Consider the following 19,722-nt stretch of genomic DNA (forward strand, 5'->3'; position numbering starts at 1 on the left):
TCAATCTCACAGTCACCACCCCAAAAAGAAGAATCATTCTCAGTAATTGCAATAAGCATACAATAATATACTTAAATTTATATGACAATTTAGAAATTCTTTGGATGATTTTTGCCGTTATTAGATTCTATTTTAAAACACTGATTCTTTGTACTATAGCTATTTTCTCTAACTTATGAAAAAGTAAGATTAAAATCTCTATAATTAGTTTTTAATGACTTTTAATATAAACTATTGATATATAAGATATTTATGTGTTGTGTGAATGAATTATGGATAAAAATTACACTCCAATAATACAGTTTCATTGAAATTTCATTGATAAACCGTATATTAGTAGTTGAACTTAAGTCAAATCGTGAAAATAGACATATTTTCTTAATTTCTTTGAGTTCATGCCTTTTAACTAGAGGAATACCTCATGAATAAGTTTGCGGTTGCAGTTTTTGCTGGATTGGTAAGCCTTACAGGTTTTAACCTTCAAGCAGCTACACCAGAACAAGAATGTAAAAAGTTGCAAGATGACTATAATCTCATCTATGCATCTAAAGGATTTTGTTTTAAAGATGCAGATGCCAAGGCTAAATATGGTAATGAAAACTGCCATACAACAAAGCCTAAATTTTCTGACAGAGAGCAACAACGCTTAGATGAAATTAAAGAGCGTCAAAAAGAATTAAATTGCAAATAAAAGCCTTATTTTTAAGTCTTAGCAGTTTATTTTCTATTATTGTCTGAAAAGCAAAATTTCTCATCTCATTATATTAAAGGACTAATCATGGCGTACGATGACCAAAATATTTTTGCAAGAATCTTAAGAGGCGAACTACCTGCAATCAAAATCTATGAAGATGATCAGGTTCTCGCTTTTATGGATATTATGCCTCAAGCAGATGGTCATGCTTTAGTTATTCCTAAAACACCTGCTGTTACTTTGATGGATTTACCTGCTGATGCAGCAGCCTATACGATTCAAATTGTTCAAAAGATAGCTAAAGCAATTGAAACCGCTTTAGATGCTAAAGGGATCGTACTAATGCAACTTTCAGGAGCTGCAGCTGGGCAAACAGTTCCACATGTGCACTTTCATTTGATTCCTAGCTCAGTTCATGAACTTGGTCGTCATGCAGCACAAATGGGTGATCAGGAAATGATTAAAGCCTTTGCTGAAAAGATTAAAGCAGTGCTGTAAGCAAAAAATTATCTAAATGATGGGGCTTTTCGCCCCATTTTTATTTATTAAATATATAAAAATCAAGAACAAATATAATTATTACTAAATATGAATCGTCATCAAACTGTCATTTTTCTTTCACTTATCTGTCACAAAGTTTGCCGATACTGCATACAAGTCAGTGAGCTGTGTAACTTTATGTACACAAGCAAGCTTATAACAGTAACTAAGGCATCAGCCATTTACAAAAAGTGTTTGGAGAAATCTCAATGAAAAAATTGCTTCTTGCTGCTACTGTAGCAACTTTAGCCATGAATGCAGCGCAAGCAGCACCTACATTGTATGGTAAGCTCAATGTGACTTTAGATCAAATCGACAAAAATGGCTTTAAAGATGAAAGCGTAACAAAAATTAACTCAAATGCTTCTCGTCTTGGTGTGAAAGGTGATGAAAAATTAACGAATGATTTATCAGCAGTTTATTTAGCTGAATGGCAAGTAAATACTGACGGTGATGGTACAGATCTTGGTATGCGTAACCGTTACATTGGCCTTAAAGCTGATGGTATTGCAACGTTGAAAGTTGGTCGTTTTGATTCTTACTTAAAAACTGCTGCTGGAAATAACCAAGATATTTTCAACGATCACAACGAACTAGATATGACTGCTATTTTAGCTGGTGAAGATCGTTTAAATAACGTAATCGGTTTTGAAACTGATAAGAAATTACTTGGTGGTTTAGCATTTAACATCATGTTCCAGCAAGGTGAAAATGCAGCAACATCTGCAACTACAAAAACATCTACAACTTCAACAGCTGGCGTTACTAAAGAAATAACTGTAGTTACAAACTATGGTTTAAAAGATGCGCGTGATGGTTTTGGTGATGGTGTTTCAGCATCTTTAACGTATGAAAATAAAGATGTCGGTTTAGCTGCGGCAGTTGCTGCAAACCGTGCTGTAGCAACTAAATTTAGTGCACATAACTTAACTGGCGTTTATGCTGATGCCGTTCGTGTTACAGGCTCTTTAGACTTTACCCCAATTGGTGTTGATGGTTTGGTATTTGGCGCATTATGGCAAACAGCTAAGCCTACAGATGATGTTGTGGCTGTCATCACAACGACTAAAGAAACTGGGAAACCAGACACAGTCACTAATAATTCATTTAAAGGCTTAAAAGAAAATGCTTTTGGTGTAACGGCTGCATATATCATCCCTTCTACACCAGTGAAGTTAAAAGCAGAATATATCTCTGCGAAAACTGAAGCTGATGGTCGTGATGATCGTAAACAAGATCTTTATGGTTTAGGTGCAGATTACCAGATGAATAAACAAGCTCGTTTCTACGGTGTTGTTGCTCAACAAAAAATTGACTGGCAGAAAGACAACAACAAGAAAACTGTTATTGGTTTAGGTATGGAATATAACTTCTAATCAGAAGTTTATTTCAAATGTTAAATAAAAGGGCGTTTCGCCCTTTTATTTTTCTATACTTATCTTTTAAAAAAACCACTCACCAAATTCAATACTTGTTGAATATCTTGATTTGCTTCTTGGGGATTGGTATTACTTCCTTGCGGAGTCAAAGAATCAATCACTTGAGGTAATACAGACGCAATCGCACTGTAAATTTCTTGCTTTGGCGCTTGTGCTTGTTGAGCAACCTGTTCGATATCTTGATCATCAAATAAGCTTTGAATATTTTGGGTTGGAACATCTTGAGCATTTACTTGTTGAGGATCGACCCAGCTCTGTACCTGATTGGATAAACCTGTACTTTTTAGCTTATCTAATGCCCCTTGTAAGCCCCCCTGTTTTTGAATCCAAGCAAGAACCAACGGCAATACGGCTATTAATAATGTTTGGGCTGTGTTCCCACTAGTATTACTATTTGTCTGAGATGTATTGTTATTCGTACTACCTAACTGACCCAAAACTGAACCTAGGATTCCACCTAAACCACTTTGCGGCTGATTTTGATTATTTTGTTGTTGACCACTAAGTTGCCCTAAAACAGAGCCTAAAATTCCACCTAAACCACCACTATTTTGCCCAGATTGTTGCTGACCGCCTAAAGCCTGTTTCGCTAAAATCTCTACGATATTTGTCAAATCTGTCATGGTTTTTATATTCCAGTTAGAATTATTTATTCGAAAAGCATACGCTGCTTTTCAACATGAAAACAAAGTTAAAGTGTTAAAATTTGCAAGAACATTTCATCAGTTTATTATTATTTTATAACTGCGGCTTATTCAGAGCCGCAGTAAACTCTAAGAAATCACCAACGAAATTTATTCCAATTTTCTGGATTTGCCCAAAATTTAGAGTTAAACCAATCAGGAACATGTTTGTAAGTTAAAATATTGAATTGCCATAGAGCAAAATCACTATCATGAGTAGTTTTATCAATAAGTTGAGTAAAACCTAGTGAACGCAATAGCTTTTCATCGTTTCGTTTACTAACAACAACAATCCTTTTTGCCATTAAGTCGCGTAACTTCACTAAAAGCTGCGCTTTATGTGTTTCAGTGATGTTTTGCATTTGCTCTGTATCAAATAATACAAAACCTAAATCATAACGTTGTGTAAATGGCAGATTTAAAAAGTCAGTTACGTTAAAATGATGCCATTGAATTTCAGCATTTTGATCAATTTGCTGACCGATACAAAGTGCAGTATGAATGGGCTGTTCTTTAGATAAATCTTCTAGCATAGAAGTGATGACATTTTGTTCAGCCATAACTGCAACCCTTGATTGAGAAAGATGAGAGTTTATTGATGGAACTACAAGGCATTTGTCACAAAATGCACGCAGCGCTCAAAACGCATAGTGTAACTGATCAACCAACCAGCAAGGCAAATGTTGAATATAAATTTATATTAGATCGTTCAGAAACTGATCTACCCTTCGTATTAGGTCAAGAATTAGAAATTGAATGGACTGGAAATATTTTTTGTACTTCGTGTGGTGCAAAGACTCCAAAATCATATTCCCAAGGTCACTGTTTCAAGTGCTTCAAGACCAAAGCTGAATGTGATCTTTGTATTATGAAACCTGAGACTTGCCATTATCATCTTGGAACTTGTCGTGAAGATGAATTTGCACACAAGGTTTGTTTCCAACCCCATATTGTGTATCTAGCCAATTCAAGTGCACTAAAAATTGGAATTACTCGTATCGTTAATATGCCAACTCGATGGTTAGATCAAGGTGCAACCCAAGCTTTACCCATTTTAAAAGTTGGTTCACGCCGTTTATCTGGTCATTTAGAAACTTTATTTGGTACACAAATTGCCGATAAGACGGATTGGCGTAAGCTTCTTAAAGGTGAGGCTGAACCATTGAATTTAATTGAGCAACGTGACCAGATTTTGGAAGAATTTGCACCAAAAATTCAAACGATTCGAGATGAGTTTAGCCAAAACTTAGAATTCAATGAAGAACTTGAATTTTTAGAACATGAATTGCCTAAAGAATTTATTTACCCAGTTGAACAATATCCAGAAAAAATTAAGTCCTTAAATTTAGATAAAACACCCAAAATTCGTGGTGTTTTACATGGCATTAAGGGGCAATATTTATTACTCGATATTGGTGTCATCAATATTCGTAAATACACAGGCTATGAAATGATTCTACGAGCGTAAATGATAAGGTGGCATTTGAAATGCCACCTTTTTTAACTTAATTTGTTTTTAAACAATTCAGAATTGCATCAACAGGATTTTCAGTATCTCCTGAGATTAATTGTTTGTGCATACTTAGATGTTGCATCATCTGAATATGTGCTGTTTCATTATCCATTAATTTTTCAATTTCAGAAGCAAGGTGTTCTGGTGTTGCATCAGCTTGAATTAATTCTTGGATGACTTTTTTACCTGCAATGATATTAGGTAAAGAGTAGTATGGAATCTTAACGAGAAACTTAGCAATCATATAAGTTAACCAATGCAACTTATAAAAAGTCACCATTGGGCGATGCAATAACATCGCTTCAAGCGTCGCAGTTCCTGATGCTAGTGCAACAATATCACTCGCGTTCATGACCATACGACCTATTTTAGATTCAGCATCGGTATTTTCTAAAATATAAATTTTTGATTTTAAAGTTACATCTAAATTTTGAATACCATGTTCAATTTGTTGTCTTCGAGCATCATTAATTGCTGGAATCAGAAACTCTAGTTCAGGATATTTCTTATGTAGTATTTCCGCAGCCCCAATTAACAAAGGCAATAGCCTGTCAATTTCACCTCTCCGGCTACCTGGTAATAAAGCAACATGCATTTCATGTGCAGATAAGCCAAGCTGATGCTTTGCTTCTACAATTGGATTTTTTAAAGGTAATTGTTTGGCTAGTGGATGCCCAACAAAAGCTGCTGGAACATCGTAATTTTCATAAAATGTTTTTTCAAATGGGAATAAACACAACACTAAATCAATACTACGTTTAATGCCATGTACACGTCCTTGACGCCATGCCCAAACAGATGGACTTACATATTGAACTGTTTTAATTGGTAAATTCTTTTCTTTTATTGTTTTAGAAAGACGTAAATTGAAATCAGGTGCATCAATTCCAATAAAAATATCCACTGGATGTTCAGTCCAACGTTCAACTAGACCATCACGTACAGCAAATAACTTCTTTATATCTTTCAAAACCTCCACAATGCCCATTACTGATAAAATTTCCATTGGATAATAACTATGGAAACCCTCAGCAATCATTTGTGGACCACCAATACCTTCAAATTCAGCATCAATTCCTTGTTCGCGAAAACTGCGCATGAGTTTCACTCCTAGAGTATCTCCAGAAACTTCTCCCACCACGATACCAATTTTTAGTTTTTGCTTTAACAAGACCAATGCCCCACTGAAATATTTGAATGATTCTAACAAAATGATTTTACATCGAATCATAATAAGCTATCCAATTTGTTCAAGATTGGTGAATATGATTTTTAATCTAAAATTGCATTAATTATTAAAAAAATAATCTTAATTAACGATAGTTAAATGATTGCGAGTTTACTGCCAATTTATTATTATTAACAATAATCATTTTCATTTGATATTTATTCTCCTATTGGCTAATTAAAAATCATTTATGGCAAAATCAACATCACTTACGCTCATCTATCGCCTAAGTATTTTTTACCGCTTTACCTTGAGTTTTAGTGTTGGTTACGTCTGCATGATGTATTTGAGCTTATGTCTGACTGCATTATTTCTTCATTCATTCGCTAAAGCTGAAGCCATTTATTTGGCTGCCTTTATTTCAATAATTTTTTATTTACTATTCATCATTGTTAGTTTCTGCACGAATTCTTTGTTAAAACTTACTTGGATTAGCTTGATTTTGGCAGGTACTTTATTCGGCTTATCTGTAGGTTTAAGTTAATAATGCAAAACAAAAGTGTACGCCAATCTATGGCATGGCTACATGCATGGACGGGTTTAATTTTTGGATGGCTTTTATTTGCCATTTTTCTGATGGGAACGAGTGCCTATTATCGTCATCAGATTAATTTATGGATGCAGCCTCAACTATCGCATTATCAAATTAATCAAGTAACTGCTATTCAAACAGCAACAGAGTATTTAGAAAAAAATGCAGCTGATGCTAAATCTTGGTATATCAAAGTTGCAAATAAAGAAGAACCTGTCAATAAAATTTATTGGGAAAAAAGCATAGGTGGCTATGAAAGCCGAGACTTGGATGCAAATACTGGTCAAGAACTTAAACTTTCTGCAACACAAGGTGGTGACTTTTTTTATAATTTCCACTTTCAGCTGTACGGATTACCTGTCCTTATTGGACGCCTAATCGTTTGTATCGCAGCTTTTATTATGTTGGTTGCATTGGTTTCGGGCATTATTACCCATAAAAAAATCTTTACAGATTTCTTTACATTAAGAACTTTTAAATCACAACGCTCTTGGCTCGATTTTCATAATGTTTGCTCTGTACTTGCTCTTCCCTTTTTCTTGACGATTACTTTTACTGGTTTAGCTATTTTCTTTTACTTATATTTACCGTGGGGTATGAAACAATTATATCCTGAAAAGCCATTTCAATATTTCACGGAGATCAGAACGATCTCTCAAACAACCGATATCGACTCTCCCCCAAGCCCAGCAGATATGCAGCCAATCACTGTGTTATTAGAGAAATTACCACAGCAATGGGAAAACAAAGAATTTGCAACGATTGAGGTTAAAAATCCAAATACCAATCAAGCAAAAATCACTTTCAAACAATTAGAAGATCATTCCATTACCTTAAATCAAACACAAATTACCTTAAATGGTGCTGGAAAAATTTTAGGCAACACAAGAAATAATAGTCCAGTAGCAACCTTAAATGCAGGCGTTTATGGTCTACATATGGCTACATTTGCGCAACCACTACTACGATTTGCTTTCTTTTGTTCAGGAATACTAGGTTGTTTGATGATTGCGTCAGGACTATTACTATGGAGTCTCAAGCGCCAAATCCAAAATAAATCTGAGAAGTTTCACCTTGGTTTTTATTTGGTGGATCGTTTGAATGTTGCGACGTTTATTGGCTTACCAATCGCCATGTTAGGTTATCTTTTTGCAAACAGATTGATACATATTACTGCAACCACCCCGAATTATGAAATTTATACTTTTTTTAGTGTGTGGATGCTGAGCTTAATTATAGCCCTACTCACTCCTAAACAATATTTATGGAAATCACAAGTTTTCTTTTTCGGTTTGATTGCAGTTGTTTTACCAATATATAACTTAGTGTATCTCAATAATCATCGATTAATTTCGGACCTTTCAAGTTATTGGTTATTTCTGCGTGTTGATTTATTCCTGCTCATTTGCGCCGTATTCGCTATTTTTATTTTTAGAAATATTCAACCTATTCAGGAAAAGTCCATACAAAAAATTAAAACAAAATTAGCGCAAAATAAGGTGAAGGCATGATTTTTTTGAGTCTAATTTTGATACTGATTGGAATGACCTTTTTATATAAATGTAGTTCTAAGCAAATCAGCAAAACGGAGCAAATATATCTCATTCGCTATAAAACTTTCTTCAAAATTTTTGCTTACCTCTGCTTTTTAATTTCGGGAAGCCTACTCTGTCTTGAATATGGAAGCGCTATAGGATTTGTAAGTTGGTGGTTATTTGCGACACCGATTACATTTCTACTTGTGTTATGGGTTAATGAATTAAAACCTAACAAAAATAAAATTTTAGCAAAGTAGAGAATGTTTAAATTACTAGACCTCTTGCAAAAGTCAAAAAACAATCAGATGTAAGTATTGATTTTATTAAGTTTGATCAATTCTAAAATCATTGAAAATAGCACTTACGCAAGAGGTCTACTCTACTTTTCAATTAATTATTTACGTCACTTTGATCAAGCTAAGATTTACTCGATGATTACATGGGGCAAATTAATGAAACATGGCTGTGTAATTCAGTCAGTTTTTATACCTTAATCGACATTCTTTAGCTTTTTTTTGCATAAGTAAATCACTATTCATCACAACGAGTTATCTAAAAAAAGCATAAGATATGCTGGTTTTTGCATATTTAGGCATATTGATTATGTTTGGTCCTGTTGAATTTATTCTAGCTGGGGTGTTGGTTGGTTTCTGTGTAGGAATCACTGGTGTTGGTGGTGGCTCATTAATGACCCCTATTTTGATTAGTTTATTCAAAATTGAACCTCACATTGCAATCGGTACAGACCTGTTATATGCCTCTATTTCTAAATTTTGCGGTTCAATGGTACATGCTAAAAAACTAAATATTGTATGGCCAATTGTACTTTGGCTTGCACTTGGAAGTATTCCTGCATCTTTTGCCACATCTTGGGTTTTAGAACATTATTTGAGCCAATCAACGCATTATAAAGCTGTGCTGACTATGGTCTTAGGCTTTATGTTGACCTTGACAGGTATCTCGATTGTATTTCGTAGCCAAATTGAAAAGTTCTTTGATCGTTTCCGTAATCGTGAACAAGCAAATATGGAAAGTGAACAACATGCCCTCCAGCATAAACGCTTATATATCGTCATCATGGGCATGGTTTTAGGTATTTTCGTTACCCTATCTTCTGTAGGCGCTGGTGCATTTGGGATTATGGCGCTCGTAATTATGTTCCCTAACTTACCGATGATTCGTATTATTGGTTCAGATGTCGTACATGCTGTCTTATTAACAGCTGTTGCTGGTTTGAGTCATATGTCTTCAGGTAATGTCGACTTTCATTTATTAATGTGGTTACTTGTTGGTTCTATTCCTGCAATCATTGTCGGAACTTTGATTAGTTCGCGTATGCCAGAAAGACTTATTCGTAGAATCTTAGGTATTACGTTATTTGCCCTTGGTGTTAACTTTATGGTTAATCCAGTTAAGGCAAAACCTAAACCAGTTGAAACCCATAAAGTTGCTGTTGTTCAACAAACAAGCCATTCATCTAGTATGGTTTAATTCTGAAAAAGCCGATTGTTTTCCGCAATTTTTGCGAATCGATAGTTAATCAATCGGCTTTTCATGCTATATTCGTAGACAAAATAACCTCTTCTTTCGATTGAATTTGTGACAGCAATGAATACTCTACAGTCAAATCCAGTTTCTCAGCCAGATATCGACGACGTTAATATTAAAAGCATTCAAACCTTAATTACCCCTGCGGAACTGAAAGCTGATCTTCCTTTATCTGAAGCTGCATCTCAAACTGTGTTACAAGGACGTGCAACTGTACGTAATATTTTAGACGGCAATGACAAACGTTTGTTTGTGGTGATTGGACCTTGTTCAATCCATGATGTTAAAGCTGCAAATGAATATGCTGATCGCTTAAAAGAATTAAGTGAAAAAGTAAAAGATACTTTATACCTTGTGATGCGTGTATATTTTGAAAAACCACGTACGACAGTCGGTTGGAAAGGTCTAATCAACGATCCAGATATGAATGACTCTTTCAATATTGAAAAAGGTTTACATATTGGTCGTGGGCTTTTACTTGAATTAAATGAAAAAGGTTTGCCATGTGCGACCGAAGCACTTGATCCAAATTCTCCACAATATTATCAAGATTTGATTTCTTGGTCTGCGATTGGCGCACGTACTACAGAAAGCCAAACACACCGTGAAATGTCTTCTGGTTTATCATCTCCTGTTGGGTTTAAAAACGGTACAGATGGTGGTTTAACGGTTGCGACCAATGCTATGCAATCGGTTAAGCACGGTCATAGCTTCCTCGGCTTAAATGAAAATGGTCAGGTTGCAATTATCAATACCAATGGTAATCCTTATGCGCACGTTGTTTTACGTGGTGGTAATGGTAAACCAAACTATGATGCTTCATCGGTTGCTGAGGCAGAGGCTGCTTTAGCTAAAGCAAAAGTAAGTAACAAAATCATGATTGATACCAGTCATGCGAACTCAAATAAAGACCCATACTTACAACCATTGGTTCTCAAAAACATCACAGAGCAAATTCTTGATGGTAATAAATCAATCGTCGGTATCATGGTTGAAAGTCATCTTAAAGGCGGTCGTCAGGATATTCCTGAAAACCTTTGTGATCTGGTATATGGTCAATCTGTGACTGATGGCTGTATCGATTGGGATACAACAGAAAAAGCATTGTTAGAAATGCATGAAGCATTAAAAGATGTTTTGCCAAATCGTTAATCTTTAAGTAGATGTAAAGCAGGCTCTCATGAGCCTGTTTTTATTTTTAAATTTTCCATTAAAGTTTCATGACTCACTAGATCTAAAATTACTTTTTCAATATTCGCCCTATTTACGTTTGGGATTACAATTAAATTTTGTTCTATAAAATATTGACTGGAATGCAAATCATCATTTATGGTTTGCATCAAACGAACAGGGTCATAGAAAACTAATTCATAATTCATAATTCTTATTTCTATACGTTAATACTAAAATAATCCATCCTTTAGATTCAAACACTGATTCTTCGTCACCGAAAAAATCTTGAAAATTTATGCGGTATTCTGCCATATATTTGTGTTCTTAAATATCGGATTTGTTTTGAACTGTAACATTTTTTTAATTATACTGCTGCCATATTTCCCCTACGTCGTATCGCTGATATGAAGTCCAGTTTTCGTCAACACTTGCTAAAGTGGCGTGCCTCATTCGGTGCGATTACTTTGCTTTGTTTACTCTGGCATATCTTCTTACCAACGATGGTACATACTGGCGTCGTACCTGCACTCTATGCAATGCCTACACATTGCCAAGTTACAGAGATTAAAAATAGTTTGATGTTGTCTGAATCTCATTCAAGTCACCATCACGCTATGCATGAAATGCATCATCAACAGCATTTACAATCGACTGCGCATGATCAACTGAGTGACTATGCAAAAGAGGTTTTTGCCCTTGCTAGTCAAATCATGAAGCATTGTCCTTTATGTACACATGGTTTAGATGCTGTTGCAATTATTCCTTTAATTGCATTTATTTTAATCTTTGTACTGGCTTGGTTTAGTCGTGTGCGATGTCTATGTTATACGTGGTCAGAAGATCTGCATATTCCACGTATCTTCTATATTTTCCCGATTAAACAAGCTCCTCCACTTGCTCTATAAAATGCTTTTTTAACATTTCGTATCCAGTGAATCACTGCGGTACAGCCTCGTTTATTGCTTTTATAGAGTTAAATATGAATACTCAATTTCGTTTGTCAGTATTAACGGCTGCATGTCTATCGATTACCTACAGCTCAATCACTCTTGCTGAAACAGCTTCTGAAAATGAAACAAAAACCCTAGCTACAATCGTAGTCACAGCAAGTCGTGAAGGAGAATCTATAAATAATACTCCTGCTGCGATTAGCAAAATTAGTAGCCAAGATATAGATGATAAACATGCCACATTCATTGGTCAGTTAGTTAATCAAACTCCAGGTGTCTTAATGAACAACTTGGGCAACGAACAACATATGATGTCGATTCGTCAACCCATCACCACTTCTGCTGTTTATCAATATTTGGAAGATGGCATTTCGATCCGCCCAGTCGGTGTGTTTAACCACAATGCTTTATATGAAGTAAATCTAGCTGGAATTGATAGCATTGAAATTTTGCGTGGCCCAGCAAGTAGCTTGTATGGAAGTAACGCAATTGGTGGCACGATTAATTTCCTCACCAAAGCACCGAGTTTAACCCCAACTGCTGATTTAGGTGTGAGTGCAAGCTCTGAAGGTTATCGCCGTTTAGACTTAGGTGCATCCAATACGTTTGATACAGAGTATGGTGAACATGGTTTAAGACTGTCTGCCTATGCCAGTGATCGTGGTGATAGCTGGCAAGATCATGCTGAAAGTAATAAGCAAAGTGTGACCTTAAGACATGATTGGCGCATATCAGATGCCACTCAAATCAAAAATATTTTCAGCTACAACCATTTAAAAACCGATATGACGGGTAGCCTTAATGCAAATGATTTTAGCAAACGTCCAGGTTATAGCTATCAAACATTTACATATCGAGAAGTAGACTCAACCCGTCTTTCATCACAGATTAACCATCAATGGGATGATCAGCAACAAAGTCAATTGACCGTCTATTATCGCGATAATACAACCGATCAAAATCCAAGTTATAACATTCGTACGGATGCTGATAAGAATGGTATACCAACAGGAACTTATAGTGGTCAAACCACTTATAATGCTTTTCAATCTTATGGCTTAAATTTACAGCATTCCATTAATTTGGATCAGGTGAAATTGATCATCGGAGCAATGGCAGATCATTCGCCGAACCAAGCTCAAACCAATGATATTGAAGTCTTTCGCGATCCAAAAACGCTAGTTTATACGGGTTTCAAACAACGTCAGTTATTACGTGATTTCAACGTTGATGTCAATAACCAAGCATTGTATACACAAGCAAATTGGCAAGCTTTGCCGAATCTAAATTTGGTTGGTGGTGCACGCTATGATTGGATCGGTTATGACTTTGATAACAAGCTTGTTCCCTCTAAAGTTACAGGTGCGCCAGATGAAAAACGTAGTTTTCACAAGGCAAGCCCTCAACTTGGTTTTGTATGGAATATCTCACCTGAATTAGATCTGTATAGCAATTGGTCACAAGGTTTTGTGCCACCAGAGGTTAGTGGTTTATATGGCGCAAATCTGGTCACACCAAACTTAAAAGAAGCTACATTTAATAATATTGATGCGGGTTTACGTTTCAAAGTTTTAGATGACCGACTGGATGGAGAAATTACCTTATATCGTTTACAAGGTAAGGATGAAATAATTAGTTATACAAAAATTGAAAATACACGTGAAATACGTGAACCTCGCAATGCAGGCAAAACCTTACATCAAGGCATCGAAATTGGTGGGACTTGGAAAATCAGTGAACTGTATGACCAGCGTTTGAAGCTATCTGGAAGTTTTGCAGAACATAAGTACAAAGAATGGCAGCCATCTTCAACACTTAATTATAGTGATAATACGATGGCAAACTCTCCAAAAAGTTTTGGCACGATTGAGTATCAAATCAAACCTATTCCAGCATTATTACTTTCGGCTGAAGGTGTTTATGTCGGTTCATATTGGATTGATGATGCTAATACTGAAAAATATGATGGGCATACCATTCTAAATTTACGTGCCAATTATCGTAAAAATGCTTATGAGGTTTATGGACAAATTCTTAATGTAGCTGATGTCCATTATGCGGAAAGTACTTCATATAGCAGTAATCAAGCTAGTTATACGCCTGCAGCACCACGAACCTATTTATTAGGTTTACGTTATCATTTTGGAAAATAAATAATGAATGCCAATCAACTTAAGAAGTTACTGAAATTTCATCGTAGCTTTGGAATGGTTCTTGGCATTCTCGTTTTGATGTGGTCTTTAACAGGTGTGTTGCATCCAATTATGAGTGCAACACAACCTCAACCCGTCAAAAGAATGCCTCCACCTCAGCAACTGAATTTAACAAATGCTTTGCCTGCACCTTTGGTTTTACAGCAGTATAAAATTGAAAAATTTTCAGCACTACAAACCATTCAATTACAACCTGAACTTGTGGCTTATCGAGTTTTACAACCAAATCAAACCATTGCGGAGTATTTTGATAGTCAATCGGGTCAACTCATTGAGTATGCCGAGCAACAAGATGCAAAACGTCTTGCGATTTGGTATACAGGTTTAGCCAAACAACAGATCGTTTCGACTGAACTGATCACTGAGTTTAGTGATGATTATCCAAGCGTGAATCGTTTATTGCCTGTTTGGCGTGTAAGCTTTGATAATGGTTTAAGAGCTTATGTCGATCCATCACAATCTCGATTAGCCACACTATCCAATGACCAAAAAATGTGGATGGCGAAAATATTTCGTTTAGGTCATACATGGACCTGGAACGATCAACCGTGGACAGGACAAAGTATACTGATGCAAATTGCCTTAATTGGCATTTTAGTGCTGACTTGTATGGGTATTGGATTATTTTTTAGGATTCGTAATCGTCAAAACCATCGTTTAGCTCACAAGCCGATTCGCTTTTTACATCGCTATTTGGGCATCAGTTTAAGTGTATTTATCTTGCTATGGGTATTCAGTGGTTTCTATCATGTTTGGCATAAAAAATCTGAGATTGTGAACATTCAGCCGATGTTTTATACACAGGATTTAAGTGCTGTCGCATGGAAAACGGCTGTTCAACAGCCAATACAACGCCTTAACCTTGTACCGATCTCCTTTGGTCAAGATCATGCTCAAGCAGGTTGGATAGTTCAATTGACAGGCAAACCACAGCTACAAGGCAGCATGACCGCAGCCAAAGAACATGATCATAATCATCATGCCAAAAGTGCTGCCCCTGCAATTGAATTGATTGATGCGAATACCGCGACAAAATTAAATACGCTTGAGCAAAGTAAGCAGTTGGCTGCCGACTATTTACATTTACCAGTGGGTCACTTTACTCAAAGCTCTTGGGTCACCAGTTTTGGTGGTGAATATGGTTTTATCAATAAGCGTTTACCCGTAGTAAAAGTTGAAAGCAATTTAAGTGATCAACTCAGGCTATATATTGAACCAAGTAGCGGTGTGATTGCCGCGCAAGTCACTCAACAAGATGCTTTAGAAGGTTTTAGTTTTGCTTATCTACATAAATGGACATGGCTACCACTAGATAAAACACTCAGGGATATCTTGTTAGGTAGTATTGCTGGACTTATCGCTTTATTGGTGATCTTAGGTTGTAGATTAGCAGCCCGAAAAGCATCCTAAGTTCTGTGTTGATCCTTCTTAATTTAAGGAGGATCAATTTTTTAGAATTAAACCCATCAAATATAAAATGAAGCCATCACAAAACTTAGCATTAATCCTGTCTCAATCAGCTCAATTGCAGCACCAACAGTATCACCAGTAATCCCACCAATTCTTTTGATAAATAAAGCTCTTAAATAAAATAATACAGTAATAAAGCAGATAAAAGTCACCAACCCCAACCATTTAAACATACAAAGTAATGAAATTGTAATGACAAAAACAGCCCATGTAAGTTTCTTTGGAATAAAATCAGTAATTGAACGTCCTAGCCCTTTATCACGAACATAAGCTGAGGTTAAAAATAAAAATAATGGAACACTACGCCCAAGCATTGGAACTAGAATCAAAAAAGTATTGAGATGCTGCTCAAGCAGCACATACAGCGTAGCAAATTTAAGTAAACAAACAGCAACCAGACTCAGCACACCGATTGGACCGCAGCTTGGATCTTTCATAATTTTGAGTGTACGTTCAGGATCACCAAAACCACCCACCCAAGCATCTGCTGTATCGGCTAAACCATCAAGGTGAAGCCCACCTGTAAGCCATATCCATAACACTAAAATGATACTGGCAATCAATAAAATTGGCAGTTTGACTAAAATCACAGAGACACCAAATAGAATAAGTCCGATCAACAAACCCACAAATGGATAAAACAAAATCGCTTGACCATTTTGCTTTGCACTTGGCATTGTTTTTAATTCAATGGGCAAAACCGTTAAAAATTGCAAAGCAATCCAAAAAGCCGTCATGCAAGAAATCTCAGTCAAACAATATTGATGATTTACAGATTATGAAGAAACAAAAATGGGAATAGAACCCTATTCCCAAATTAAAATGATGAATCAACTAGATTATTGAATTTGATAACATTGTTTTAGTTTCAAATAATCATAATAGAAACTGTTGGTACTATATTGTGCATATTTACATGATGGTTTAAACAAGGTCTCTTTTTCATTGTAGAGCATTTTTACCAAAGTTGTGCCTTGAGCATTTTGGTAAATATCCCACTGTAAATTCGCAGCCATTGGTGATACCACTTCACCTCTCCACGTACTATTGCTGTAGTTATAGGTTTGACGTAAAGGTAAAGGCTGCATCATGTTGTCATGTAACTCCAAACTGGTCGCCAGTGGAATAATGATTTCTGCATGTGCGAAGCTTAACACAGCACGGTGGGACTGTTGTTTATCGACAATTGCATCTACTTGCTTAAACAAATCTTGTTTTAGACCTTGAGCAATGTTACTGGTGACAGCATTTGATTCTTGAAAGCTTGGCCCTTTTTCATAAAAATCATTTGCATCGTTAAATTCAGCATAGAATTTTGCTGCATCTACAGGCATATATTGATCAAAATTCATACCCTTTAATTCAAGCTGCATACCACCAGAAATTGAATACAACTCATAAAGATAAGCTGCTGCATCCACAGCACTTGCAATGGTATTTTTTCCTTTCCCTTTTTCTGTAATGGTCTCACCTTTTGGCGATGTCACGGTATAAGTGCCGCTATTACTGAAAGTATAACCAGTCGTACCTAATTTTTTGATAAAGTCAGGCTTAAAAATTGGGTTAAGCACGCTCAGTGCAATTTGCTGTGCGCGTGTATCTTTTGCCAAATCATTTAACTTATTTTTTAGATATACATCTTCAGCTTCAAATTTTTGATAGGCTTGACTTGCATCATAGATTGCTTGTTGTTGTGTTGATAATGGTTTAAGCAAATCTTGATCTTTATTCAAGCTATGGAAATAAAGTTTAAAACGATCTACGCCGCCATCCTCAATAGATGGGATACTCGTACTGGTTAAACTGGTATATGAAACAGGTGTAACTTGATTTTTCAATTGGGGTTGCTGTTGAATCAATTCAGCAGTAAAGAACTTGGCACTATCCACCGCACGATCTACGCCTGAGCTTTGAACTAAAATAGATTCAGGTTGTGTCGCTGCTGTTTTAAATAGCTCAGGTAAACGCTGTAAAAGACGGTCTGCGATGCCACGATGTTCTTGAATACCGAGCATCGTTTCATTGCCATATCCATACTGACGGATTCCGTCCACCCCATAACCAAGCAGGATATTGGCTTTCATCATACTTTCTAAATCGGCACCTAGTTTCTCACCTAAAGGCGTTAAAGCATTCTCAGCCTTGGCTTGTTTCCATAAATTATAAAGTGCCAAGTCATATTTAATACTCGATAATCCTCTTGAGCCATGACGTGCCACTAACTCAGTGAAAACAGGTTTAAAACCTTGTGGAATTGCTTCGTATTTTTTAAGGTCTTGTTGAGGTTGATATGGTGTTTTGGTTTGATAATATTTTGATGAGGTATTTTGTTCAGGGCTAGACTGTGATTGTTGCTCATTATTATCACATGCTGCCAATAAGATACTTGCACATAACAGACTGCTTTTAAATAAAATATTCATGAATAGACATTACTTATCGTTTAAGAAATGCCCTGTATCATAGGCAGTGACAATGACAGTCCGATTACAGTTTTATGGCAGTGTGTGATGATCGAAAAATCTCTTATTACTTATTTATCAATGTTTTTCTTCAAAATACATCTTATCTAATCTTTTAGAGCATTCAAGTTGATAGAGCTTGCCCAGTTCGGCAGGCATTTTTAATAAATCATCTAGGTTTTGTTTTTGCGCTAAACAGGTAAGTAATTTGATCACCCCACCATGTGTGACTACTAAAGCCTTGTTCCAATCCTGTCGTTGCATTTGCTCGTAAATTTCATCAAACCCACACATGACTCGCTGCTTGAATTGAATCAAAGACTCACCATTTGGCGCATGATATTGCGTAGGAAATTGCCAAAAATTTGCTAATCGCTCAGGTTCGGCTTCATAAATGGCTTGGGTTGAAATACCCTCCCAATCACCAAAATACATTTCTTTGATATGCTCATTGACCCACATTGGCAATCCGAGTTGATCTGCCAAATGCTCTGCAAAGCGACGACAACGCCGCAAAGGTGAACTGATAATCACATCCCAATCCACTGGAGTAGTCATGTACTGCTGAATGGTTGATTGCATTTGCAACCAACCCTGTTCAGTCAAATCATCATCCAAGTGCCCACGTAGCGTATGGCTTAAAGTCGTTTCACCATGTCGCAGTAAATCAATCTGCAACTTTGTCACCTGTTACTGCCGCTTCCGCAAAAGTTGCCATTTGATTATGCAATACACAAGCAAGTTGGATCATAGATAATGCCGCACCAGCACCACTGCCTTCCCCTAAACGTAAATTCATTTTGAGGATTGGCTGTGCTGCAAGTTCTTTTAAGATACGTTGATGACCATATTCTGCTGATTGATGTCCAAATAACATCCATTCACGACTCTGTGGTTGAATACGCACCGCACATAAAGCTGCAACTGAACTGATAAAACCATCCACCACAATCGGCAAACCAATTTGCGCACAACGTAAATAAGCCCCTGTCATCGCTGCTATTTCTAAGCCACCAACAGCGGCTAGAATTTTCAAAGCATCATTCGCAACATGAGGTCTATGGAGCTTGACCGCTTGATCAATGACTTTAATTTTATGTTGTAATTGTTCAATATTGATTCCAGTGCCTAAGCCTGTAAGCTGCTGCGCTGATTCATTCAGTAACAAACAGGCAAGTGCTGAAGCTGAACAGGTATTGCCAATGCCCATTTCACCTGCAACAAAAATATCGCTTCCCTGCGCTTTTGCGAGATCAGCACTATTTTTACCCAGTTCAAGCGCGGCAAGGCATTCTTGCTCAGTCATGGCTGTTTGTTGTGCAAAATTAGCTGTACCAGCTCGAATACAATGACGCTCAACACCCACATAATCATAGGCATCACCCACAGTACCGCAATCAATAACTTGTAAATGTGCTTGATGATGTTTGGCAATCACACTTATTGCTGCACCACCCGATGCAAAATTTTGCAACATTTGACGAGTTACTGCTTGAGGATGGGCTGAAATATTTTCTGCCACAACACCATGATCACCAGCAAAAATAGTAATCCAAGGTTTATTAATTTTAGGGAAAACCGTTTTTTGTAAAGCAGATAAATTAATCGCAATTTGCTCTAAATCACCCAATGCACCTGTTGGCTTGGTCAATTGAAGTTGACGTTGCTCAGCTTGTTGTTTTACATCTAGATCAGGTTGTTGTACTGCGGCTAAAAACCATTGCGCTTGTTCAGTCATA

Annotated in this window: 20 protein-coding genes; 12 read left to right on the plus strand and 8 right to left on the minus strand. The window is 36.5% G+C overall.

Annotated elements, in window-relative coordinates:
• The first annotated feature begins 421 nt into the window (after positions 1–421).
• The 3 genes from O1449_RS07710 to O1449_RS07720 all read left to right on the plus strand — a co-directional run bounded on the left by O1449_RS07710 (position 422) and on the right by O1449_RS07720 (position 2,610).
• Positions 422–691 (plus strand): YARHG domain-containing protein, encoded by a 270-nt coding sequence (locus O1449_RS07710; protein ID WP_004662096.1) that lies wholly within the window; start codon positions 422–424, stop codon positions 689–691.
• Between the two features lie 87 nt (positions 692–778).
• The gene (locus O1449_RS07715) at positions 779–1,192 is read left to right on the plus strand and encodes an HIT family protein (protein ID WP_269239642.1); all 414 of its coding nucleotides are present in this window, start codon (positions 779–781) and stop codon (positions 1,190–1,192) included.
• A gap of 251 nt (positions 1,193–1,443) precedes the next feature.
• Positions 1,444–2,610 (plus strand): porin, encoded by a 1,167-nt coding sequence (locus O1449_RS07720; RefSeq protein WP_269237946.1) that lies wholly within the window; start codon positions 1,444–1,446, stop codon positions 2,608–2,610.
• A gap of 59 nt (positions 2,611–2,669) precedes the next feature.
• On the opposite strand, the gene O1449_RS07725 is transcribed toward O1449_RS07720, so the two are convergent.
• Both O1449_RS07725 and O1449_RS07730 read right to left on the minus strand, forming a co-directional pair.
• Complete coding sequence (locus O1449_RS07725; RefSeq protein WP_269237947.1) at positions 2,670–3,296, minus strand: YidB family protein; 627 nt, start codon at positions 3,294–3,296, stop codon at positions 2,670–2,672.
• Positions 3,297–3,454: 158 nt separating this feature from the next.
• Positions 3,455–3,916, minus strand: coding sequence for a DUF6231 family protein (locus O1449_RS07730; protein WP_269237948.1), 462 nt, complete (start codon positions 3,914–3,916; stop codon positions 3,455–3,457).
• 38 nt (positions 3,917–3,954) lie between these two features.
• Between O1449_RS07730 and O1449_RS07735 the strand changes: the two genes are divergently transcribed.
• The gene (locus tag O1449_RS07735; RefSeq protein WP_087537094.1) at positions 3,955–4,824 is read left to right on the plus strand and encodes a DUF2797 domain-containing protein; all 870 of its coding nucleotides are present in this window, start codon (positions 3,955–3,957) and stop codon (positions 4,822–4,824) included.
• 37 nt (positions 4,825–4,861) lie between these two features.
• Here the strand turns inward: O1449_RS07735 and lpxB are convergent, their stop codons facing one another.
• Positions 4,862–6,040, minus strand: a complete 1,179-nt coding sequence (gene lpxB, locus O1449_RS07740) for a lipid-A-disaccharide synthase (protein ID WP_171295023.1) — start codon at positions 6,038–6,040, stop codon at positions 4,862–4,864.
• 247 nt (positions 6,041–6,287) lie between these two features.
• Between lpxB and O1449_RS07745 the strand changes: the two genes are divergently transcribed.
• From O1449_RS07745 to O1449_RS07765, 5 genes are all read left to right on the plus strand, one after another.
• On the plus strand, positions 6,288–6,581 hold the full coding sequence (locus tag O1449_RS07745; RefSeq protein ID WP_269237949.1) for a hypothetical protein: 294 nt from the start codon (positions 6,288–6,290) through the stop codon (positions 6,579–6,581).
• A gap of 2 nt (positions 6,582–6,583) precedes the next feature.
• Positions 6,584–8,140, plus strand: a complete 1,557-nt coding sequence (locus O1449_RS07750; protein ID WP_269237950.1) for a PepSY-associated TM helix domain-containing protein — start codon at positions 6,584–6,586, stop codon at positions 8,138–8,140.
• Positions 8,137–8,424, plus strand: a complete 288-nt coding sequence (locus tag O1449_RS07755) for a DUF1634 domain-containing protein (RefSeq protein ID WP_269237951.1) — start codon at positions 8,137–8,139, stop codon at positions 8,422–8,424. Before O1449_RS07750 ends, O1449_RS07755 begins: the two co-directional genes overlap by 4 nt.
• 346 nt (positions 8,425–8,770) lie before the next feature.
• Positions 8,771–9,658: a sulfite exporter TauE/SafE family protein gene (locus O1449_RS07760; protein ID WP_050040232.1), complete on the plus strand. Its 888-nt coding sequence runs from the start codon at positions 8,771–8,773 to the stop codon at positions 9,656–9,658.
• A gap of 117 nt (positions 9,659–9,775) precedes the next feature.
• Positions 9,776–10,867, plus strand: a complete 1,092-nt coding sequence (locus tag O1449_RS07765) for a 3-deoxy-7-phosphoheptulonate synthase (RefSeq protein ID WP_269237952.1) — start codon at positions 9,776–9,778, stop codon at positions 10,865–10,867.
• A gap of 26 nt (positions 10,868–10,893) precedes the next feature.
• Here O1449_RS07765 and O1449_RS07770 read toward each other — a convergent pair whose 3' ends face one another.
• On the minus strand, positions 10,894–11,094 hold the full coding sequence (locus O1449_RS07770) for a hypothetical protein (protein WP_269237953.1): 201 nt from the start codon (positions 11,092–11,094) through the stop codon (positions 10,894–10,896).
• Positions 11,095–11,292: 198 nt separating this feature from the next.
• On the opposite strand from O1449_RS07770, the gene O1449_RS07775 reads away from it, so the two are divergent.
• The 3 genes from O1449_RS07775 (at position 11,293) to O1449_RS07785 (ending at position 15,461) form a co-directional block, all read left to right on the plus strand.
• The gene (locus O1449_RS07775) at positions 11,293–11,793 is read left to right on the plus strand and encodes a hypothetical protein (protein WP_269237954.1); all 501 of its coding nucleotides are present in this window, start codon (positions 11,293–11,295) and stop codon (positions 11,791–11,793) included.
• Positions 11,794–11,867: 74 nt separating this feature from the next.
• Positions 11,868–13,991: a TonB-dependent receptor gene (locus O1449_RS07780; RefSeq protein ID WP_269237955.1), complete on the plus strand. Its 2,124-nt coding sequence runs from the start codon at positions 11,868–11,870 to the stop codon at positions 13,989–13,991.
• Between the two features lie 3 nt (positions 13,992–13,994).
• Positions 13,995–15,461: a PepSY domain-containing protein gene (locus tag O1449_RS07785; protein ID WP_269237956.1), complete on the plus strand. Its 1,467-nt coding sequence runs from the start codon at positions 13,995–13,997 to the stop codon at positions 15,459–15,461.
• Positions 15,462–15,517: 56 nt separating this feature from the next.
• Here the strand turns inward: O1449_RS07785 and O1449_RS07790 are convergent, their stop codons facing one another.
• The 4 genes from O1449_RS07790 to cobT form a co-directional block, all read right to left on the minus strand.
• Positions 15,518–16,258: an adenosylcobinamide-GDP ribazoletransferase gene (locus O1449_RS07790; RefSeq protein WP_269230345.1), complete on the minus strand. Its 741-nt coding sequence runs from the start codon at positions 16,256–16,258 to the stop codon at positions 15,518–15,520.
• Between the two features lie 102 nt (positions 16,259–16,360).
• Complete coding sequence (locus O1449_RS07795; protein ID WP_269237957.1) at positions 16,361–17,944, minus strand: histidine-type phosphatase; 1,584 nt, start codon at positions 17,942–17,944, stop codon at positions 16,361–16,363.
• Between the two features lie 117 nt (positions 17,945–18,061).
• Entirely contained in the window at positions 18,062–18,661 is a 600-nt protein-coding gene (locus tag O1449_RS07800; RefSeq protein WP_269230440.1) for a histidine phosphatase family protein, read from the minus strand.
• Positions 18,651–19,721: a nicotinate-nucleotide--dimethylbenzimidazole phosphoribosyltransferase gene (gene cobT / locus O1449_RS07805; RefSeq protein ID WP_269237958.1), complete on the minus strand. Its 1,071-nt coding sequence runs from the start codon at positions 19,719–19,721 to the stop codon at positions 18,651–18,653. Before cobT ends, O1449_RS07800 begins: the two co-directional genes overlap by 11 nt.
• Between the last annotated feature and the right edge of the window lies 1 nt (position 19,722).

It is taken from the genome of Acinetobacter sp. TR3 (genome assembly GCF_027105055.1).
Lineage (GTDB): Bacteria > Pseudomonadota > Gammaproteobacteria > Pseudomonadales > Moraxellaceae > Acinetobacter.

Excerpts from the sequence above, each read along its gene's own strand:
- O1449_RS07710 (WP_004662096.1), top strand. The coding sequence starts at position 422 with ATGAATAAGTTTGCGGTTGCAGTTTTTGCTGGATTGGTAAGCCTTACA.
- O1449_RS07715 (WP_269239642.1), top strand. The coding sequence starts at position 779 with ATGGCGTACGATGACCAAAATATTTTTGCAAGAATCTTAAGAGGCGAA.
- O1449_RS07720 (WP_269237946.1), top strand. The coding sequence starts at position 1,444 with ATGAAAAAATTGCTTCTTGCTGCTACTGTAGCAACTTTAGCCATGAAT.
- O1449_RS07725 (WP_269237947.1), bottom strand. The coding sequence starts at position 3,296 with ATGACAGATTTGACAAATATCGTAGAGATTTTAGCGAAACAGGCTTTA.
- O1449_RS07730 (WP_269237948.1), bottom strand. The coding sequence starts at position 3,916 with ATGGCTGAACAAAATGTCATCACTTCTATGCTAGAAGATTTATCTAAA.
- O1449_RS07735 (WP_087537094.1), top strand. The coding sequence starts at position 3,955 with ATGGAACTACAAGGCATTTGTCACAAAATGCACGCAGCGCTCAAAACG.
- O1449_RS07745 (WP_269237949.1), top strand. The coding sequence starts at position 6,288 with ATGGCAAAATCAACATCACTTACGCTCATCTATCGCCTAAGTATTTTT.
- O1449_RS07750 (WP_269237950.1), top strand. The coding sequence starts at position 6,584 with ATGCAAAACAAAAGTGTACGCCAATCTATGGCATGGCTACATGCATGG.
- O1449_RS07755 (WP_269237951.1), top strand. The coding sequence starts at position 8,137 with ATGATTTTTTTGAGTCTAATTTTGATACTGATTGGAATGACCTTTTTA.
- O1449_RS07760 (WP_050040232.1), top strand. The coding sequence starts at position 8,771 with ATGTTTGGTCCTGTTGAATTTATTCTAGCTGGGGTGTTGGTTGGTTTC.
- O1449_RS07765 (WP_269237952.1), top strand. The coding sequence starts at position 9,776 with ATGAATACTCTACAGTCAAATCCAGTTTCTCAGCCAGATATCGACGAC.
- O1449_RS07770 (WP_269237953.1), bottom strand. The coding sequence starts at position 11,094 with ATGAATTATGAATTAGTTTTCTATGACCCTGTTCGTTTGATGCAAACC.
- O1449_RS07775 (WP_269237954.1), top strand. The coding sequence starts at position 11,293 with ATGAAGTCCAGTTTTCGTCAACACTTGCTAAAGTGGCGTGCCTCATTC.
- O1449_RS07780 (WP_269237955.1), top strand. The coding sequence starts at position 11,868 with ATGAATACTCAATTTCGTTTGTCAGTATTAACGGCTGCATGTCTATCG.
- O1449_RS07785 (WP_269237956.1), top strand. The coding sequence starts at position 13,995 with ATGAATGCCAATCAACTTAAGAAGTTACTGAAATTTCATCGTAGCTTT.
- O1449_RS07790 (WP_269230345.1), bottom strand. The coding sequence starts at position 16,258 with ATGACGGCTTTTTGGATTGCTTTGCAATTTTTAACGGTTTTGCCCATT.
- O1449_RS07795 (WP_269237957.1), bottom strand. The coding sequence starts at position 17,944 with ATGAATATTTTATTTAAAAGCAGTCTGTTATGTGCAAGTATCTTATTG.
- cobT (WP_269237958.1), bottom strand. The coding sequence starts at position 19,721 with ATGACTGAACAAGCGCAATGGTTTTTAGCCGCAGTACAACAACCTGAT.